8 protein-coding genes are annotated in these 16,844 nt (G+C 70.3%); 3 read left to right on the top strand and 5 right to left on the bottom strand.

Annotation, left to right across the window (positions count from 1 at the left end):
- Nucleotides 1-3 precede the first annotated feature (3 nt).
- Nucleotides 4-252 (bottom strand): hypothetical protein, encoded by a 249-nt coding sequence (locus tag BU197_RS05265; RefSeq protein ID WP_188267021.1) that lies wholly within the window; start codon nucleotides 250-252, stop codon nucleotides 4-6.
- Complete coding sequence (locus tag BU197_RS31245; RefSeq protein WP_188267020.1) at nucleotides 252-6,722, bottom strand: RHS repeat-associated core domain-containing protein; 6,471 nt, start codon at nucleotides 6,720-6,722, stop codon at nucleotides 252-254. The genes BU197_RS05265 and BU197_RS31245 overlap by 1 nt, the downstream gene beginning before the upstream one ends.
- Before the next feature lie 573 nt (nucleotides 6,723-7,295).
- Between BU197_RS31245 and BU197_RS05255 the strand changes: the two genes are divergently transcribed.
- From BU197_RS05255 to BU197_RS05245, 3 genes are all read left to right on the top strand, one after another.
- The gene (locus tag BU197_RS05255; protein ID WP_188267019.1) at nucleotides 7,296-10,616 is read left to right on the top strand and encodes a VCBS repeat-containing protein; all 3,321 of its coding nucleotides are present in this window, start codon (nucleotides 7,296-7,298) and stop codon (nucleotides 10,614-10,616) included.
- 105 nt (nucleotides 10,617-10,721) lie between these two features.
- Entirely contained in the window at nucleotides 10,722-12,449 is a 1,728-nt protein-coding gene (locus tag BU197_RS05250; protein WP_188267018.1) for an FG-GAP repeat domain-containing protein, read from the top strand.
- A gap of 224 nt (nucleotides 12,450-12,673) precedes the next feature.
- Entirely contained in the window at nucleotides 12,674-13,447 is a 774-nt protein-coding gene (locus tag BU197_RS05245; RefSeq protein ID WP_188267017.1) for a phosphatase, read from the top strand.
- Nucleotides 13,448-13,480: 33 nt separating this feature from the next.
- Here BU197_RS05245 and BU197_RS05240 read toward each other — a convergent pair whose 3' ends face one another.
- The 3 genes from BU197_RS05240 to BU197_RS05230 all read right to left on the bottom strand — a co-directional run.
- Nucleotides 13,481-14,329 (bottom strand): acyl-CoA thioesterase, encoded by an 849-nt coding sequence (locus BU197_RS05240; protein ID WP_411158445.1) that lies wholly within the window; start codon nucleotides 14,327-14,329, stop codon nucleotides 13,481-13,483.
- A 102-nt stretch (nucleotides 14,330-14,431) separates the two neighbouring features.
- The gene (locus BU197_RS05235; RefSeq protein ID WP_188267016.1) at nucleotides 14,432-15,589 is read right to left on the bottom strand and encodes an acyl-CoA dehydrogenase family protein; all 1,158 of its coding nucleotides are present in this window, start codon (nucleotides 15,587-15,589) and stop codon (nucleotides 14,432-14,434) included.
- Between the two features lie 237 nt (nucleotides 15,590-15,826).
- Nucleotides 15,827-16,844, bottom strand: a 1,018-nt coding sequence (locus BU197_RS05230) for a PucR family transcriptional regulator (protein ID WP_188267015.1), incomplete at its 5' end; no start/stop codon positions are given.

Raw genomic sequence — 16,844 nt, 5'->3', positions numbered from 1 at the left:
TCGCTACAGGTATTCCTCCAGCCCGCTGAAGCGGGCTTCGCCGGTCGCCAGGCTCACCTTGATCGGCCAGAGGCCCAGTAGACGCTTCATCTCGTCGCGTGACTCGAGATACTCGACCGAGTTGTACGGCGCGATGAGATGGCTCTCATCGCAGCGCACGTTCTGGTAGTCGATCGCCATCTCCGGGTCGCCCTCGGAATAGTTTTCTCGCAGGAACTGCTCGGCCATTGCGAGGGCCGTCGATTCATCCATCAGTCAGTCCTCATGAACTTGTAGTTATCCCAGGTGTCCACGTGGGCGGCGGCGCCCTGCTTCAGTTGTCCATCGAGGAATACTACTTCCCCTCGAATGTTCACGACATTGAACACGTGACCACCGTCTTTCTTGTTGCCGGAGACGATTCCTCTGGCTCCGTGGCCGGCTTGGGTGACCGTTCTTACTATCCAGGAGAGGTTCATGTCTCGGAATTTTCTTCCCGGATAGTATGCCTCAATGCTCTCCAATGACCCACGCCCTAGGTCTCCTCGGGCGGAGGATGCGCCCTTCCCGGCGAGGATGTTGTCTACCGAAATCGCGCACGCTCGGCAGTTGGTTTTGCCCTTCTGGGGGTTCACCAGCTTCCAAAGGGCTTCATTCGCAGGGGTTTTGTATTCCTGTTTGAAGGCGCTGGTGAGCCGAGCCGGGGAACTACGCAGCGCGCCGCCGACGAAGATAGGTGAGTCGGTCATCGCGCTCACCGACTCTTCGAGTGCGATCTGGGCGCACGCTGCAGGGAGGGCGGCACAGACAGGCGCGGCGATCACTGCGAGAGAGGCGAAGGCCACCCCGTATACGAGTGCGCATTGCCATGTCTCGGTGCAGCCGTGGCTCAGCCCGGGAGCCGCCGGGTACCCGCCGGTGTACTGGAGTCCGGGTTTCGTCGGGGAAGACGAAGTTCCGGAGTTGGGGGAGGGAGTGCCAGGCGGGCAGTAATTCATTCCCATCGCGTAGTAGCACCCGCCGCCGCCGCCGCCTCCTCCTCCTCCTCCTCCTCCGCCTCCTCCTCCGCCTCCGCCGCCGCCGCCGCCTCCGCCTCCGCCTCCGCCGCCTCCGCCGCCGCCTCCGCCGCCGCCTCCGCCGCCTCCGCCGCTCGGGAACGTTTCCTGCCCGCCGTCATCCTTGATGTCGTCGGCAGGGGTCCAGGCGTTGTCGCTCTCGCAGTGACCGTTTCCGGCGTCGACGCAGGTGCCTGTGGGGTCGGAGAAGGTGAGGGGGTTGTTGGTGGCGTAGCTGTAGCTGTTGAGGGTTTGGGGTTTGTCGATCTCCAGGAGGGGGTCGACGCTGATGAACTGGCCGAGGTTGGGGTCGTATTCGCGGGCGCCGATGTGGGTGAGGCCGGTGGTGGTGTCGATGTCACCGCCGACGAAGCCCTTGGTGCCGGGCCAGAAGAAGGGGGCCGCGCCGCGCTGTCCGCCGAACGGGAGGGCCTTGCGGCGGTTGACCGCGAGACTGCTCGCGGCGATGGACAGGGTGTTGGTGTTGTGGTGGTCGGAGACCAGGATGCGGACGCTGGCGTCCTTGCTGGTGCGGATGACCGAGCCGCCGGGCACGCTGTAGTAGCGGGTGCCGTTGGTGATCGCGGCGGCGGTGGTGCCTGCCTTGCGGGTGAGTTCGAGTTCCTGGCCGCCGGGCAGGTAAAGGGTGGTCTTGGCCGGGTCCCGCTTGAGGACGCGGGTCCCTTCGGCGTCGTAGAGGAACGACGTGGACTGACTGGAGATGGTGGAGGACTTGAGCTTGCCCTCCGCGTCCCACACCAGGTCCTGCGCCGGGCCCCCGGCCGGGGTCTTCTTGGTGAGGTTGCCGGTGGTGTCGTAGACGTAGGCGTCGGTTCCGGTGGTGCCGCCGGTGGCGGTCACCGAGGTGACGGCGTGGGCCTGGGCCGCGCCGGTGGTGGCCGGGTAGGCGTAGGTGCGGGTGGTGTCCGCGGTGACCGGGCCGGCCTTGTACTGCTTCTCGGTCTTGCGCTGGCCGGTGTCGGTGTAGGTCCAGGACGTCCGGTACGGGTCGACGGTGCCGAGGTTGGGCGTGCCGGTGCCGTTGACGGACTTGGTGGCGCAGGCGTCGCCGGAGGACCAGGCGTCGGTCAGACGGCGTGCCCAGTCGTAGGTGAAGCACTGGTCGTCGGTGACGGTGCCGTCGTTCTGGGCGTCCCGGATCGAGGTGATGTTGCCGATCTGGTCGTACCCGTAGGCGATCTTCGACAGGGTCGCGGGGCCGGTGGCCTCGCGGTTGACCTGGTTGCCGACCAGCCGCCGGGTGGACGTCTCGTAGGTGAGGGTCTGGGTGACGAGCTTGCCGAGGTTGCCGAGCTGGGCCTGGGCCAGTTCACCGAAGGGGGTGTAGCCGGCGCCGCGCAGGTAGGCGTGGTTGAGCGAGCTGTCGACGATGGCCAGCGTGTCGTTCGAACCGTAGTGCTGGGTGACGGTCTCGGCGGGCAGCGCGGCGCTGACGCTGGCGTGGGTGCCGGCGGTGCTGTAGGTGGCGGTCAGTGGCAGACTGCCGACCGGGGTCGTGGTGGAGGCCACGGTGTAGGTACCGGCGAGGAGTTCCTCACCGGCGATACTCGGGACCGTCACCTTCGTGCCCGTGGGCTGACCGGCGGTGTTGTAGCCGGTGATCTCGGTGGTGTAAGCGGCACCGGAGTTGTCGTTGTCGTACCGGACCGACTTCTGCGCGAGTCCCTTGCCGCCAGTGGCACCGTCGTAGGTCCACTCCGCCAGCTTCGTACCGGTGACGGAGCCCACACGCAGGCTGCTCCTGCGGCCCAGCTCGTCGTAGGTAGTAGCCAAAGTCCCCCGCGCACTGGTGACGGTGTCCGCGAAACCGTCGCTGTTGTAGTGCGTGACGGACAGACCCTTGTCGGGGTCCAGCGCGTTCACCTGACGGCCGCGCAGGTCGTAGGTGTAGCGCCAGGTGTTACGGCCGGAGGAGTCCGTCAGCGACGCGAGCTGGCCGGCAGAGTCGTAGGTGCGGGTGGTCTTCTCGTACTGGGAAGCCGCCGCACCCGGGACGGGGTTGCGGTCCTTGTACTGACGTTCTTCGATCGTGCGGCCGCGGACGTCGCTGAGGGTGAGGGTCGCGGTGCCACCGACGGGTGGGACGCTGGCGGTCCAGTAGTCGCCGTAGGTGGTGGTGGTCTTCCACTGTGGCACGTTCAGCGAGAGCTGGGTGCTCTCGGTGGCACGGCCCCGGCCGTCGAACACCGTTTGGGAGGACTGGGGGACGTCCTTGGGCAGAACGTTCAGCATGGCCGTCGTCGACAGCGCGACACTGTTGTAGTACGGCGCGTTGGTCAGATAGGCACGGCCGTGACTGTCGTAGTAGGTGTCACCGACGATACGCCCGGTCACACCGATCGCATCGGACTGCGTCTGCCGCGCACGCAGCATCGAGTCGTAGAAGGTGACACTCGTCCCCCACAACCCGTCCTCGTTGAGCGTCTTGGAGACGACGGTCGAGGGAACGGTCGAGGAGAGATTGTAGGTGAAGGTCGCGTTGGGCTGAAGAGTCTTCGCCCGACCGACGCCCCAGGTCTTGGTCAGACGGCCCAGGGCATCGTATTCGGTGCTGGCTGTCCGGCTGTTGACGTCGGTGGAACTCAGGGTGAGGCCACGCATGCCATCCAGCGTGATCGACGACGTGTGCTTCTTGGCGTTGCCGATCGTCACCTTGGTCGGCTGCGCGCCTGTGGCGGGATCGTAGGCGGTCGTGACGGAATTGCCGTCCTGACCCGTGGTGACGAGCACCCGCCCGTACTGGTCGTGGGTGGCCTGGGAGACCGTCTCCCACACGGGGGTGTTGTCGGTCTCGAACCGGGCGAGCTGCTCGATCTTGGTGGAGTTGCCCTTGCCCGGGGCGGGCGCGACTCCGACGGCCTTGCCGTCGTAGGAGGTACGGGCACGGCTGATGGTCTGCTCGGGCCGATACAGACAAGTGGCGTTGTCGGTGGTGATGACCTCACTGGGGTAGGAGATCAGCCAGTTGTCGGTGTCGGGAGTGACGTAGTCGGTGACCGTGCAGCCGGTCTCGACGGTCCCGGCGCCGTCGTCGCTCTCCTTGGTGAGCAGACCGTAGGTCGGGTCGTAAGTCTTGGTGGTGGTGAGAGTACGCCACGTGGTGCCGTCGTCGAGGAGTCTGCTGTTCTTCTCGGTGACGGTGCCGGACAAGTACGCGGTCTTCGCCGGGAGTGCGGGGGCGGGAGCGGAGGGCTTGTCGGGGTCGGTGATGCCCTCGACAGACTGCGTGGCGGTCGCGGCGGACTGCCAGGGGGTGTAGGCGGTCTTGGCGACGATCTTGCCGGTGGCGGTCTCGTTGTCGTAGACGTGGGAGGTGGCGACGCGGCCGGAGAAGTCCTCTCGGTCGGTGATGCCGTTGATCGTGGGGACCGGGCGTGCGCTGCCGTCGGCGAGGGTGTCGCCGGCCATGCCGAGGAAGTACGTCTTCTCGGTCTTCACCCGGTTGTTGTCGCCGCCGGTGAAGGTCTGGACGGTGCCGTAGCCGCGGAAGACGTTCCAGGTGCGGTGCTTGTCGAGGGTGAACTCGCTCGTGTCGCGCCGCCAGTTCGGGCCGCCGGAGTAGGCGTAGGTGGTGACCTTGGTAGCCGACCCGGTGCCGCCGGTGGTGTCCTTCTCGTCGATCCGGGTGACGAGGTACTTGTGGAACCAGTCCTTGACCGGGTCCACCGCGCCGTCCGGGGTCCACCAGGAGGGGTAGCAGCGCTTGGTGTTGGTGTCCGCGGCGGTGGGCAGCGTCGAGGGGGTGCACTGGGCGGCGCTGTAGGTGACCTGGGTCTGGCCGCCGGTCTCGTTGGTGATCTTCGTGACGCGTTTGCGGTTGAGGGCGGGGCGGCCTTCGGCGGCGTCGACCCGGTTGGGCATGAGCTCGCCCTCGAAGTACACCTTGTTCAAGGTGATGTCGGCGGTCGATCCGGCCTTGCCCGTGCGCTGGACGGTGTCGAGCCACAGGGACGGCGTGGAGGTGTCGCCGGTTGCGGGGAAGGACTGGCCCAGGGCCCAGCTGTCGACGTCGACCATGGCAGTGCCGACGAGGGACGAGGTGTGGATGCCGGTCAGGCGCTGCTTGGACCAGAACGACGGTGACGCCTGGAGGCACTGGGTGCCCGAGGTGCAGTTCAGGTCGACCGGGGTGTCGGGCCAGTTCGCGGCGTTGGCCTTGGTGAAGGCGCAGTCCGTCGCGGTGCAGCGGTTGCCGGTGGTGAAGGTGACCCGGCCCGCCGGGTTCGCGGTGCTGTAGACGGCACCGGCGCGCAGACCGTAGTCGATGCGGTTGAGGTAGCCGCCGCGGGTGTACGGCTTCGGCGCGTCGATCTTGCTGTTCTGCGCGTAGTAGCCCTCCTCCTTGGTGTAGTAGAGGGCCATGGCGTTGCCGTGCGGATCGACGACGTAGTCGAGGTTCCAGCGCCAGCCCTGCTGCTCGAAGGAGGAGGCGAAGTCGGTGGCGTGTCCCTGCTCGCCTTCGTGGTTGCCGTAGACGGGGACGGAGAAGACGGAGTTCGTCTCGGTCTTGCCGGTCGCCCAGCCGGGCAGCCGGTTCTTGCCGAACCAGTACTGGGTGCCGTCGAGCGTGGTCACCTTCCAGTACTCGGAGTCCTCGTCACCGGAGTTGTTGGGCTCGGTGTCGTAGATCCGCTCCACGCGCGAACCGTCGTCGCCCTCCAGCTTCCAGACCTTCCTGCCCGCGTCCCAGACAAGCTCGCTGGAAGAACCGTTCAGGGACAGGACCGCGTTCTCCGACTTCCAGCACAGGTCGCCGGACTTGGCGGTGTTGTTGCCGCCCTGCTTGTCGTTCTCGCACGAGGCGTAGCGGCGCTCGATGAAGCCGGGGGAGTACTCCCAGCCCTCGCCGATCCAGGACGCCTGGTTGTTCGTCGAGGCGGTACGGCCGTCGACGGACGAGGAGTTGTACGACAGGGCGACCTTCGGCACCAGTCCGCCGGGAGCGGCAGGCACGTCGACCGGCGCGGTCCAGCCGAAGCCGCCGGAGTTGCCGCCCGCCGACCACGATCCTGAGGGGGACAGGGACGACGCCTTGAAGGAGCCGTCGCTGCCGTCGGCCCCGGCGGTGGCAGCCAGCACGGTCGCACCGGCGGCGAGCGCGGCCGGCGCGGACGCCCTGGCCGTACCGTCCGCCCCGGAAACGGCGGGCAGGGTCGCGGTGAGCGTGTGGGCCGCCGTGTCGTTCGCGGTCGCCAGTGGCGTCTGCTCACGGCATTCCGGCTTGTCCGGGGTCGTCAGCGCACACGCGGGCAGGGTCACCAGTCGCAGCCGGGAGGACCAGCCCGCGCCATAGGCGCCGCGGATGGTGCCGTAGTCGACCTCGACCTCGACCGGGCCACCCGAAGGAGCCGCGGCATCGGTGGGCCGCAGGGCCATCAGCAGACCGTCGACGCCCGCCGCGCGCGTGGTGGCGCGGTCCTCCACGGAGACCCGCACGCGACCGGGGGAGGTCTTCGTCTTCGCGGTACGGGAGCCGGGAGCCGTGAGGCGGACGGGCAGACCGCCGACCGTTCCGGAGTCACCCGACCCCGACTGCGGGGCGAGTTCGGCCGCGCCTCCCGCGGGCCAGGAGACCGCCGGCGCCTCCCAAGGCGTCGAGGGCCGGGGCTTCCTCTTCAGCCCCACAGGCACGAAGTCGGTCCCCTCCACGGACTTCGTGCGCGGCACCGCCGGCGCTCCGGGGGCATCGGCCGGTTCCGCCCACGACGGGGCGCTGAGGAGGGAAAGGCTCAGTGCCGCCGCGAGCGCTCCCGCGATTCCCGATCGTCCTGACAGTGCTCTCTTTCTGTTTCTGTACCTGTAAAAGGGCATGGCGGAACCATTGCGGAATGCCATTCGAGATCCCCACCCCGGTTGTGCGTGAAAAGTCAATGATCGGGCGAATCCAACACGAGGTGAGAGGGAGCTGGCAAGCACAATCGGTAGCTGACCCTCCAGTTTGTCAGGTCGGAGGGTCATCTTTCGTACGTGATCTTGGCAAGCCGCATCAAGCGCCTCAGTAGGCTGTTTATGGGTCGAGTTGGGGCAAAAGCTACGTGATGGGGATGCGATGGAAGCGGTTACTTCGGAGTGCATGACTCCGATTGAGGATGGTTATGGAGGGCCTGTGTGCAGGTGAAGAACTTTGTGGAGGTCCGACGTATCGGAATGTCAGAGCGTCGGGTTAGAGTCCCCGCCCAGAGGAACGGATTCTTTCCCGAACATCTGAGGAATGCCGAAACCTCGGAAAGGCATCAGCGCATGAGCACCAACAGATTCAGACGCGGGTCCAAGGCACTGGCCGCCGCGATCGCCATGACGGTGGCCCTCCCGGTCTCCGGGGCCGTCGCCCTGCCGGCCCTTCCCGCGGCCCCGTCCGCGCCCCCCGCCGTGAAGGCGGGGACGGAAGCGTCGGCGACGCCGTCGGCCCTGCTCGAGGAGGCCGCCTTCGACGAGGCGGCCAGGACGGGCAAGGTCATCGAGATCCTCGACCGCCGCCTGGAGGACACGGAGTTCTTCGCCAGCCCGGACGGCTCGATCACCCGGCGCTCCTACGGGACCGCGAAGTGGACGCGGTACGACGGCATGTGGCGCCGGACCGACGCCACTCTGGTGCGCCACTCCGACGGCTCGGTCGGACCGGCGGCGTCCACCTACGAGATCCTCTTCTCCGGTGGCGGCGACCAACCGATGGCGACCATGGTGAAGGGTGGCAGGAAGCTCGCCTTCACCTGGCCCACCGCGCTTCCCGCGCCGGTGCTCGACGGCGACACCGCCACCTACCCGTCGGTTCTTCCGGGCGTCGACCTCCAACTCGTCGCGGATGTCAGCGGGTTCGCCCAGCATCTGGTCATCCGCACGCCGGAGGCCGCCGCCAACCCCGCCCTGCGCAGCATCGAGCTGGGCATGGTGACCGAGGGCGTCACCCTGTCCGAGGGAGCCGACAAGCGGCTGCTCGCCAAGGACGAGAACGGCGAGATCGTCTTCAGCGCCCCCGGCCCGAAGATGTGGGAACAGCCCACCGTCACGGCCGACGGGCAGGGCGCGGGCGGCGCCGCGAAGGGCGCCGCGCGCTCCGCCGCGGCTCCCGCCGCGCAGCCCGACAGCGCACCCGTCTCCGTCAGCATCGGCGAGGGCACGCTCACCCTCGCCCCGGACGCCGGACTCCTGGCGTCCGCCGACCAGTTCCCGCTGGTCATCGACCCGGTCTTCAGCGGCGGCTCCCGCGAGAAGTGGGCGGTGGTCTACTCGGCCACGCCCGACGCCGCGTACCCCAACGGCTCGGGCTGGAACTCCTCCAACCCGGCCGACGAGCCCCGCGTCGGATACAACGACACCGGTGACACCGCGTCGTTCTTCGCGATGAACACCGACGGCCTCGCGGGCGCGACCATCAACAGCGCCACCTTCGCCGTCATCCAGACCCACTCCTACGTCTGCAGCGACTCCACGGTCGGCCCGACCGAGCTGTGGTCGGCGGGCGGCATCGGCACCACTCCGACCTGGCGGACGCAGTCCTGGGGCAGCAAGCTCGCCAGCGGAAACTTCTCGGGCGGCAACGCCACCTTCTGCCCCGGCAACGTCGGCCACGACTTCACCGGCGAGGCCGTGCGGGCGTTCGTCCAGCAGGCCGCCGACGGCGGCTGGGGCACCACCACCTTCGGCCTGCGCGCCCCGGCCGGCTACAGCGGCAACCACAACGCCTACAAGCGCTTCAAGAACAACCCCGTCCTCGAGGTCAACTACAACTACAAGCCCGTCGTCACCAGCAAGGCCGCCTTCGAGGGCTACTACGTCGAGTCCGGCGACGGCAACGTCCCGGTGGCCTGCAACGGCCGCATCGGCAACAGCGGCATCAGCCTGACCGCGAAGATCCAGGACAAGGACGGCGGCAAGGTCACCGGCTACTTCTCGGTCAAGAACTCCAGCGGCACCGCCGTCAGCTTCTCGCCCAACAGCGACAGCATCACCAGCTCCGGCGAGGTCAGCGTCCTCGTCCCGGCCTCCAAGCTGTCCAACGGCTCGTACACGTGGACCGTCTACGCCACGGACAACGAGAACACCAGCAGCGCGGTCACCGCCCCGTGCGCCTTCACCGTCGACCGGATCGGCCCCAACCAGCCGGTGACCGTCCTTGACGCCGACGGCACCAAGGCGGGCGAGGCCACGGACAAGTACACCGCCCGTGTGCCCCAGGTGTTCCAGTTCACCAACCCCGTGAGCGACGTCGCCGGTTACTGCTGGGCGATGGACCACCCGCTGTCCACCGCGTCCACCCCCCTCTGCCCCAACGGCACCTGGGTCGACGCCGGCACCGACGCCAAGCACACCGCGAAGGTGACCATCACCCCCTTCGCCCACCCCGTCAGCACGATCAACGTCGTCGCCTACGACAAGTTCGGCAACCGGTCCGTGCTCGCCGGCGGAGACGACCAGGTCCCCCTCACCACGGCGAAGCCGTCGTACGTGTACGAGACCGACACCAACCCCAGGGACAACACGTACGCCTACGACCGTCCCGGCGACCTCAACGGTGACGGCTTCTCCGACTTCGTCGCGACCGACCCCGACGGCAAGCTCTGGTTCTACGGCGGCAACGGCAGCCTCGGCACCCCGGCGGCCCGGCAGCTCGTCGGCACCGGAGGCTGGACCGGAGCCCTGATCGCCCACCGCGGCGACCTGAAGGGAATGTCGTACCGCGACGCCGCTCCCGACGGCTACGAGGACTTCCTCGTCCGCCTGCCCGACAACAAGCTCTACCTCTACCCCGGCAACGGCGTGGGCTCCCCCTGGGTCTACACCCGCAAGGAACTCGCCCACCCCTCGGCCGGGTCGGACTGGAGCGGGCTGCGGCAGATGGTCCTTCCCGGCAACATCGACGGGAAGCTCGGCAACGACCTCATCACCGTCGAGTGCATCTACGACGGCGCCAAGAACTGCGTCAACGCCCGTCTCCTGCTCTACAGCGGCCTCGCCATCGGCGGCGGCGGCCAGGACCAGACGAAGCCCTTCGACTGGGCCAACCCCGTCGTCCTGGGCACCGGCGGCTGGCGTGACCTCACCAACCTGGCGGTCGGCGACGTCACCGGCGACTCCTACGCCGACCTCGTCGCCCGCGACCCCAGCGACGGCAAGCTGTACCTCTACCCCGGCTGCGTCGACGACGCCACGTCCTGCCCCGGCAGCTCCTACAAGTTCCTGCCCCGCAGCGTCTACGGCACCGGCGGCTGGCACCGGCGCCCCTACCTGACCTCTCCCGGCAACACGCAGGGCACGGTCAAGAACGCGGTCATCGTCCGGGAGCCGTCGCCCGACCTCCCCGAGGGACCCGACAACCCGCGCATCACCTACAACTACAAGCAGTTCGTCCCGACCGTCGGCCAGGAGGCCGGCGACTTCTGGGCCACCACCTCCGCCGACGCGACCACCCCGGTCGACTACGTGGACTCCAGCGGCACCTGGACGAGCAGGACCTGTCCCACGGGCTGTCTGCTGATCTACCCTGGCACCGCCACCAGCCACGGCGCGCCCCGCCTCGTCGGCACCGCCGGCTGGGACACCACGATCACCGGCATCTACTGACCGGCCCCGAACCCCCGGCGGTATCAGGCGTGCCGCGCCCTTCGCGGCGCGGCACGCCCCGCCGGGCGTTCCCCACTCCGCCGTACATCACCCCATGAAGGACATATGAGACCTCTGCACCACCGTACGGCCACCCTCGGCGCGGCCGCCGGGCTGCTGACCGCGGCCGTTCTCCTTCCCGTGCCGTCCGCGGCGGCGGCCACCGTCGAGGACTCGGTGTTCGCCGGGTACGACGTCGTCGCGGCGCCCGGTTCGCCGCCGCGCCTCTACCCGCTCCACGTCTCCGGGGCCCGCGCCGCGAAGGTCGTCGTCTCGGCCGGAGTGAACCCGATGACGGACCCGGAGGGCACGGGCGGCGGGTTCCCGAAGGGGTACGTCGTGCGGGGCAACGGCTGTGAGCGGCCCGCCGCCTACCCCGGCGTCTTCGTCTGCGACGGGCTCACGAACGACCAGCCCGACGTCGTCGTCCCCGCCGACGCCGCCGACGCCACCCTCCACTGGGGCTTCGCCGTGCTTCCGGCGGGCGGCGACCTGACCGCGGCCGTCAAGGAGGCCCGCGGCGCCGGTTCCCTCCCGGCCAGTGGGCGTCACGGCACCGGCAGGATCACGGTGAAGTCCCGCGCCCACGCGCTCCTCAACACGGTCGGCTTCGACGTACCCGCCGTCCCCGAGGGCGGCACGGCACGCCAGCAGCTGCGCGTCCACGCCAACGACGCGGGCAGGCTGACCCTGCGCTTCGACAACGCCGAGGGGCAGCTCCTGGCCGACGCGAGCCCTCTGCGCTTCGGCAAGTTCACCACGGGCCCGGGTGCCGCCTGCGAGACGAACGGGAAGGAACTGCCCGACAGCGTCCCCAACCTCGTCTGCGAGCTTCCCGAGGGCGACCACGTCATCGGCTACGAGCTGACCTCCGCCAAGGGCCGGTACGCGCAGAAGCTCCAGGCGCACACCCGCTACGACATCTACGACCGGGCCGTCTGGGACACCTCCGACGTCAAGCAGGTCAGCGCGCCCTTCACCGCCCAGGGCCGCACCGTCCTCCCGTTCCACGGTCTGCACGCCCGTGACGCGGCCGGGAAGCTCTGGGAGTACAGCGGCACCCGCAAGGCCGCCGCCCCGCTGCGCCCCGCCCAGGCCGTGGGCACCGGCTGGCAGACGTACTCGGCCGTGACCTCGCTCTCGCCGTACACCCAGGGACAGTTCACCTCGAACGGCGTCGGCCCCTCCGCCGCGACCCGGGGTCTGGGCGACGTCGTCGCCCGGGACAAGGACGGCGTGCTCTGGTACTACGACCGGCGCACCGGTCGCGGCGCCGACACGTACGCCAAGCGGGTGCGGGTGGGCGCCGGCTGGAACGCCTACGACCGGATCACCGGCGCCGGCGACCTGGACGGCGACAAGCTCGCGGACCTCGTCGCCCGGGACAAGGCGGGCGTCCTCTGGCTCTACCCCGGCACCGGAAGCCAGACCACCGGAAGCCGCTTCAAGGCCCGGGTGCGGATCGGCGGCGGCTGGCAGGCCTACGACCGTCTCGCGGGCGGCGCCGACCTGACCGGTGACGGCCGCGCCGACCTGCTCGCCCGGGACACGGCCGGTGTGCTGTGGCTGTACCCCGGCACCGGCAAGGCCGCCGCCCCGTTCGGGAAGCGCGTCCGGGTCGGCGGCGGCTGGGCGGGCTACGACCAGCTCGTCGTCACCGGCGACCTGACCGACGACGGCAAGGCCGACTTCGTGGCCCGCGACCGCTCCGGCGTCCTCTGGCTCCACTCCGGGACGAACGCGCCCCGGACGCGGATCGGCGGCGGCTGGAACGGCTACAACCTGCTCTTCTGACAGCGGCGAGCACCGGGCCGTCCGCCCGGAGGCGCGCCGGGGGCCCCGCCATCGTGCGGGGCCCCGTTCGCGGGGAGGCGCGAGACGCGCCCCGGGGCGGCGGGGTGTTCGCGTCGGAACACCGGGAGGCGCACCCCGGAACGCGAGGGCGCACTCCTCGGAACGGCGGGGGCGCGCTCCGGAACCCCCGGGATTTCCGGGGCTCCGTCCAGCAGAATGAGCCCATGCCGATACTCAGCCGCCCCGCCCTCGTCGAGCACCTCGTCCGCACCCGGATCGCGGGAGACGTCGCCACCCCGCGCGACAACAACCTCTCCCACTACCGCAAGCTCGCCAACGGCGACCGGCACTACTGGCTCGGCCTCGAACTCGGGGACCGGTGGAGCGACGAGCAGGACGTGCTCGCGGTGATGGCCGAGCGGTGCGGGGTGGTCGACGACCCGGCGCACCGGGCCGGGCAGGACACCATCGACCCCGAGCTGACCGTGGACGGTCTGGAGCGGATGGCCGCCAGGCTCCGCAAGGCCGCCGCCGGGCGCGAGCGGGTCCTCTTCGCCACCGGGCACCCCGGCGCGCTCATCGACGTGCACAGCAGGGTCGCGGCCGCGCTGCGCGCCCAGGGCTGCGACATCGTCCGCATCCCCGGCGGGCTCGTCGCCGACGAGGGGTACGTGGTGCAGTTCGCGGACGTCGCCGTCTTCGAGCGTGGCGCCTCCCTCTGGCACACCCACTCCCCGGAGCCGATGAACGCGATACTCGACGCGCTCGGCGAGGACGGGCGCCCCGATCTGGTGATCGCCGACCACGGCTGGGCCGGGCGCGCGGGCCAGCGCGGGATCGACTCCGTCGGCTACGCGGACTGCAACGACCCCGCCCTCTTCCTCGCCGAGGCCGAGGGCACCATGCAGGTCACCATCCCGCTCGACGACCACGTCGTCGACCCGCGTTTCTACGAGCCGATGACGGCGTACACGCTGGACGCGGCCGGACTGCTCTGAAGGAACGGGGTCACGGGGCCGGGTGCCGGGGCGTCAGCGGGGCACGCGGACGACGCCCTCCTGGATGACCGAGATCGCCAGCCGTCCGTCACGGGTCCAGATCCGGGCCTGGCCGAGGCCGCGCCCGCCCGAGGAGGACGGCGACTCCTGGTCGTAGAGGAGCCATTCGTCGGCCCGGAACGGGCGGTGGAACCACATCGCGTGGTCGAGCGAGGCCCCGACGACGTCCCCGACGGCCCAGCCGCCCCGCCCGTGCGCGAGCAGGACCGAGTCGAGCAGCGTCATGTCGGAGACGTACGTCGCCAGACAGACGTGCAGCAGCGGGTCGTCGGCCAGCTTGCCGTTGGTGCGGAACCAGACCTGGGAGCGCGGCTCGCGCGGCTCGCCGACCGAGCCCCACGGCGGGGTGTCGGCATACCGCAGGTCCACCGCCGCGCGTGCCTCGACGAGCCGTTCCGCCACGTCCGCCGGGAGGTGCCGGGGCAGCATCTCGGCCGCCGTGGGCAGGGTCTCCGGATCCGGCGCGGCCGGCATCGCGTACTGGTGCTCCAGCCCTTCCTCGTACCGCTGGAAGGAGGCGGAGAGGTGGAAAATCGGCTGCCCGTGCTGGACGGCGACGACCCGGCGGGTGGTGAAGGAGCGGCCGTCGCGGATGCGGTCGACCGTGTAGACGATCGGCGCGCCCGGGTCGCCGGGGCGCAGGAAGTACGCGTGCAGGGAGTGCGCCCAGGTGTCCTCGGGCACGGTCCGGCCCGCCGCCACCAGCGCCTGGGCGGCCACCTGGCCGCCGAAGACGCGGGGGATGAGGGCGGACCGGGACCGCCCCCGGAAGATGTCCCGCTCGACCGGCTCCAGATCGAGCAGATCGAGCAGGGCGTCCAGGGCTTCCGGGGCGTCCGTGGTGCCCGGGGCTTCCGGGGCAGCAGGGGCGTCCGGGGTGTCCAGCGCGTCCGGGGCGCGCTGGACACCGTGTGCTTCGGGCACTTACAGGCCCATCGACTTGGCGATGATCGACTTCATGATCTCGCTGGTGCCGCCGTAGATGCGGTTGACGCGGTTGTCGGCGTACAGGCGGGCGATCGGGTACTCGTTCATGTAGCCGTAGCCGCCGTGCAGCTGGAGGCAGCGGTCGATGACGCGGTGGGCGACCTCGGTGCAGAAGAGCTTGGCGCTGGCGGCCTCGGCCGGGGTCAGCTCGCCCGCGTCCAGGGCTTCGAGGGCGCGGTCGGAGACGGCCTCGGCGGCGTCCACCTCGGCCTGGCAGGCGGCCAGTTCGAACTTGGTGTTCTGGAAGGACGCGACGGTCTGGCCGAAGACGGTGCGCTCCTGCACGTACTGCTGCGCGAAGCGGATGGCGGCCTTGGCCTGGGCGTAGGCGCCGAAGGCGATGCCCCAGCGCTCGGAGGCCAGGTTGTGTCCGAGGTAGGAGAAGCCCTTGCCCTCCTCGCCGAGCAGGTCCTCGACGGGCACCTTCACGTCGACGAAGGCCAGTTCGGCGGTGTCGGAGGTGCGCAGGCCCAGCTTGTCCAGCTTGCGGCCGATCGAGTAGCCCTCGGACTTGGTGTCGACGGCGAAGAGGGAGATGCCGAAGCGGCGGTTCTCGGCGGTGGCGGGGGAGGTGCGGGCGCAGACGATCACGCGGTCGGCGTGGACGCCGCCGGTGATGAAGGTCTTGGCGCCGTTGAGGACGTAGTGGGTGCCGTCCTCGGAGAGCTTGGCGGTGGTCTTCATGCCCGCGACGTCGGAGCCGGTGCCCGGCTCGGTCATGGCGAGCGCCCACATCTCCTCGCCGGAGACGAACTTCGGCAGGTACCGCTTCTTCTGGTCCTGGGTGGCGAGCATCTTGATGTACGGCAGGGCCAGCAGGACGTGCACGCCGGAGCCGCCGAACTGGACGCCCGCGCGGGAGGTCTCCTCGTAGAGGACGGCCTCGAACTTGTGCGTGTCCAGGCCCGCGCCGCCGAACTCCTCGGGCACGTTGATGCCGAAGAGACCCAGCTCGCCGAGCTTGTAGTAGAAGTCGCGGGGCGCCTGGCCCGCGGCGAACCACTCGTCGTAGACGGGGACGACCTCGGCCTCGATGAAGGCCCGGAGGGTCTCCCGGAACGCCTCGTGGTCCTCGTTGAATACGGTACGGCGCACGAGCCGCCTCCTTCGTCTCCGGTCCTGTCCGGCCCTGGCACTTGTCTAAGCGCTTGCTCAGCCTGTCGTCCTCGAAGTTACCCAGCGGTCACCCGCTCTGTCCAGACTCCTCGTCTGTGATCCGGGACCCGCTGCGGATGTCGTACCCGGAGACCGTCCCCGTCCACCGTCCCCCACGCACGCAACGGGCGCGCGGCGGCCCCGCCCGCGCGCCCCTCGAAGCGCCCCCGGGAGCGCTCAGTGCTCCCCGGCCTCTTCGCGCCGGGCCCCCAGCGCGAACCACAGCTCCATCCGTACGTCCGGATCGTCCAGGTCCCGGTCCAGGAGGGCCGCGCAGCGGGCGATCCGCTGGCGGACGGTGTTGCGGTGCAGCCCGGTCGCCACCGCCGTACGGTCCCAGCCGCCGTGCAGGGAGAGCCAGACCCGCAGGGTCTCCGCGAGCGGGCCGGAGAGCGGGGCCAGCAGCTCACGGGCGTACGCGGCGGCCTCCGCGCGGTCCACCAGGGCCGCGAGCCCCTCGCCCCCGTGCCGCACCAGCGCGACCCGGGAGGCCACCGCCCGCCGCGACGCCCGCCCCGCCTGCGCGTCCCCGGCCGCCAGCTCCTCCGCTCCGACCGGCGCCGACACCCCGAGCGCCCAGCCCTCCTGGGCCGTGACCCGGGCCGTGGCGGGCAGCAGAAGCCGGACCGGCGGGCCCGCGTCCACCAGGGGCGTTCCCAGGGCCGCCGCCAGGGTCGCCGTCGCGAAAGGGGTGCCGCCGCCCGAGGCGTGCACCACGATCCACGGGCCGGACCCCAGCACCCCCGCCACCCGCGCCGGGTCCGCGCCGAGCAGCAGCCGGACCAGGGCCCCGTCCCGTACCGTCGCGTCCGCGCCCCGGTGCGGGGCCGTGAGCAGCGAGAGCAGCACCACCGCCACCCCCGTCACCGGATGGTCCCCGGGCTCGCGCCGCTCCGTCGCCACCCCGAGCACCGCCCCGTCCCCGCCCCCCAGCGCGTACGCGGCCAGCCGAAGCCCGCCACCTTCGCCACTCGCCGAGGCGGGCCGGGCCTCCCGGCGGGGTGGGGGGTTTGTCGGCGCGGGCGGGAACTCTCGGCTGGGTGGGGGGTTTGTCGGCGCGGGCCGGGCCTCCCGGCCGGGAGGGGAGCTTGCCGGTGCGGGTCCGTCCCCGTCCGGCCGGGCCCCCGGCTCCGCCATCCCCACCACCCCCGCCAGCTCCGCGAGGGCCCGCGCCGCCGCCGGGGGCACGGCGCGG

Source organism: Streptomyces sp. CBMA291 (assembly GCF_014596525.1).
GTDB lineage: Bacteria > Actinomycetota > Actinomycetes > Streptomycetales > Streptomycetaceae > Streptomyces.
Note: the sequence above shows the minus strand (reverse complement) of the source record. Positions and strands in the feature narration are given on the sequence as shown.

What these genes read in the sequence shown, in the direction of transcription:
- BU197_RS05245 (WP_188267017.1), top strand. Translation starts at nt 12,674, where the DNA reads ATGCCGATACTCAGCCGCCCCGCCCTCGTCGAGCACCTCGTCCGCACC.
- BU197_RS05265 (WP_188267021.1), bottom strand. Translation starts at nt 252, where the DNA reads ATGGATGAATCGACGGCCCTCGCAATGGCCGAGCAGTTCCTGCGAGAA.
- BU197_RS05255 (WP_188267019.1), top strand. Translation starts at nt 7,296, where the DNA reads ATGAGCACCAACAGATTCAGACGCGGGTCCAAGGCACTGGCCGCCGCG.
- BU197_RS05250 (WP_188267018.1), top strand. Translation starts at nt 10,722, where the DNA reads ATGAGACCTCTGCACCACCGTACGGCCACCCTCGGCGCGGCCGCCGGG.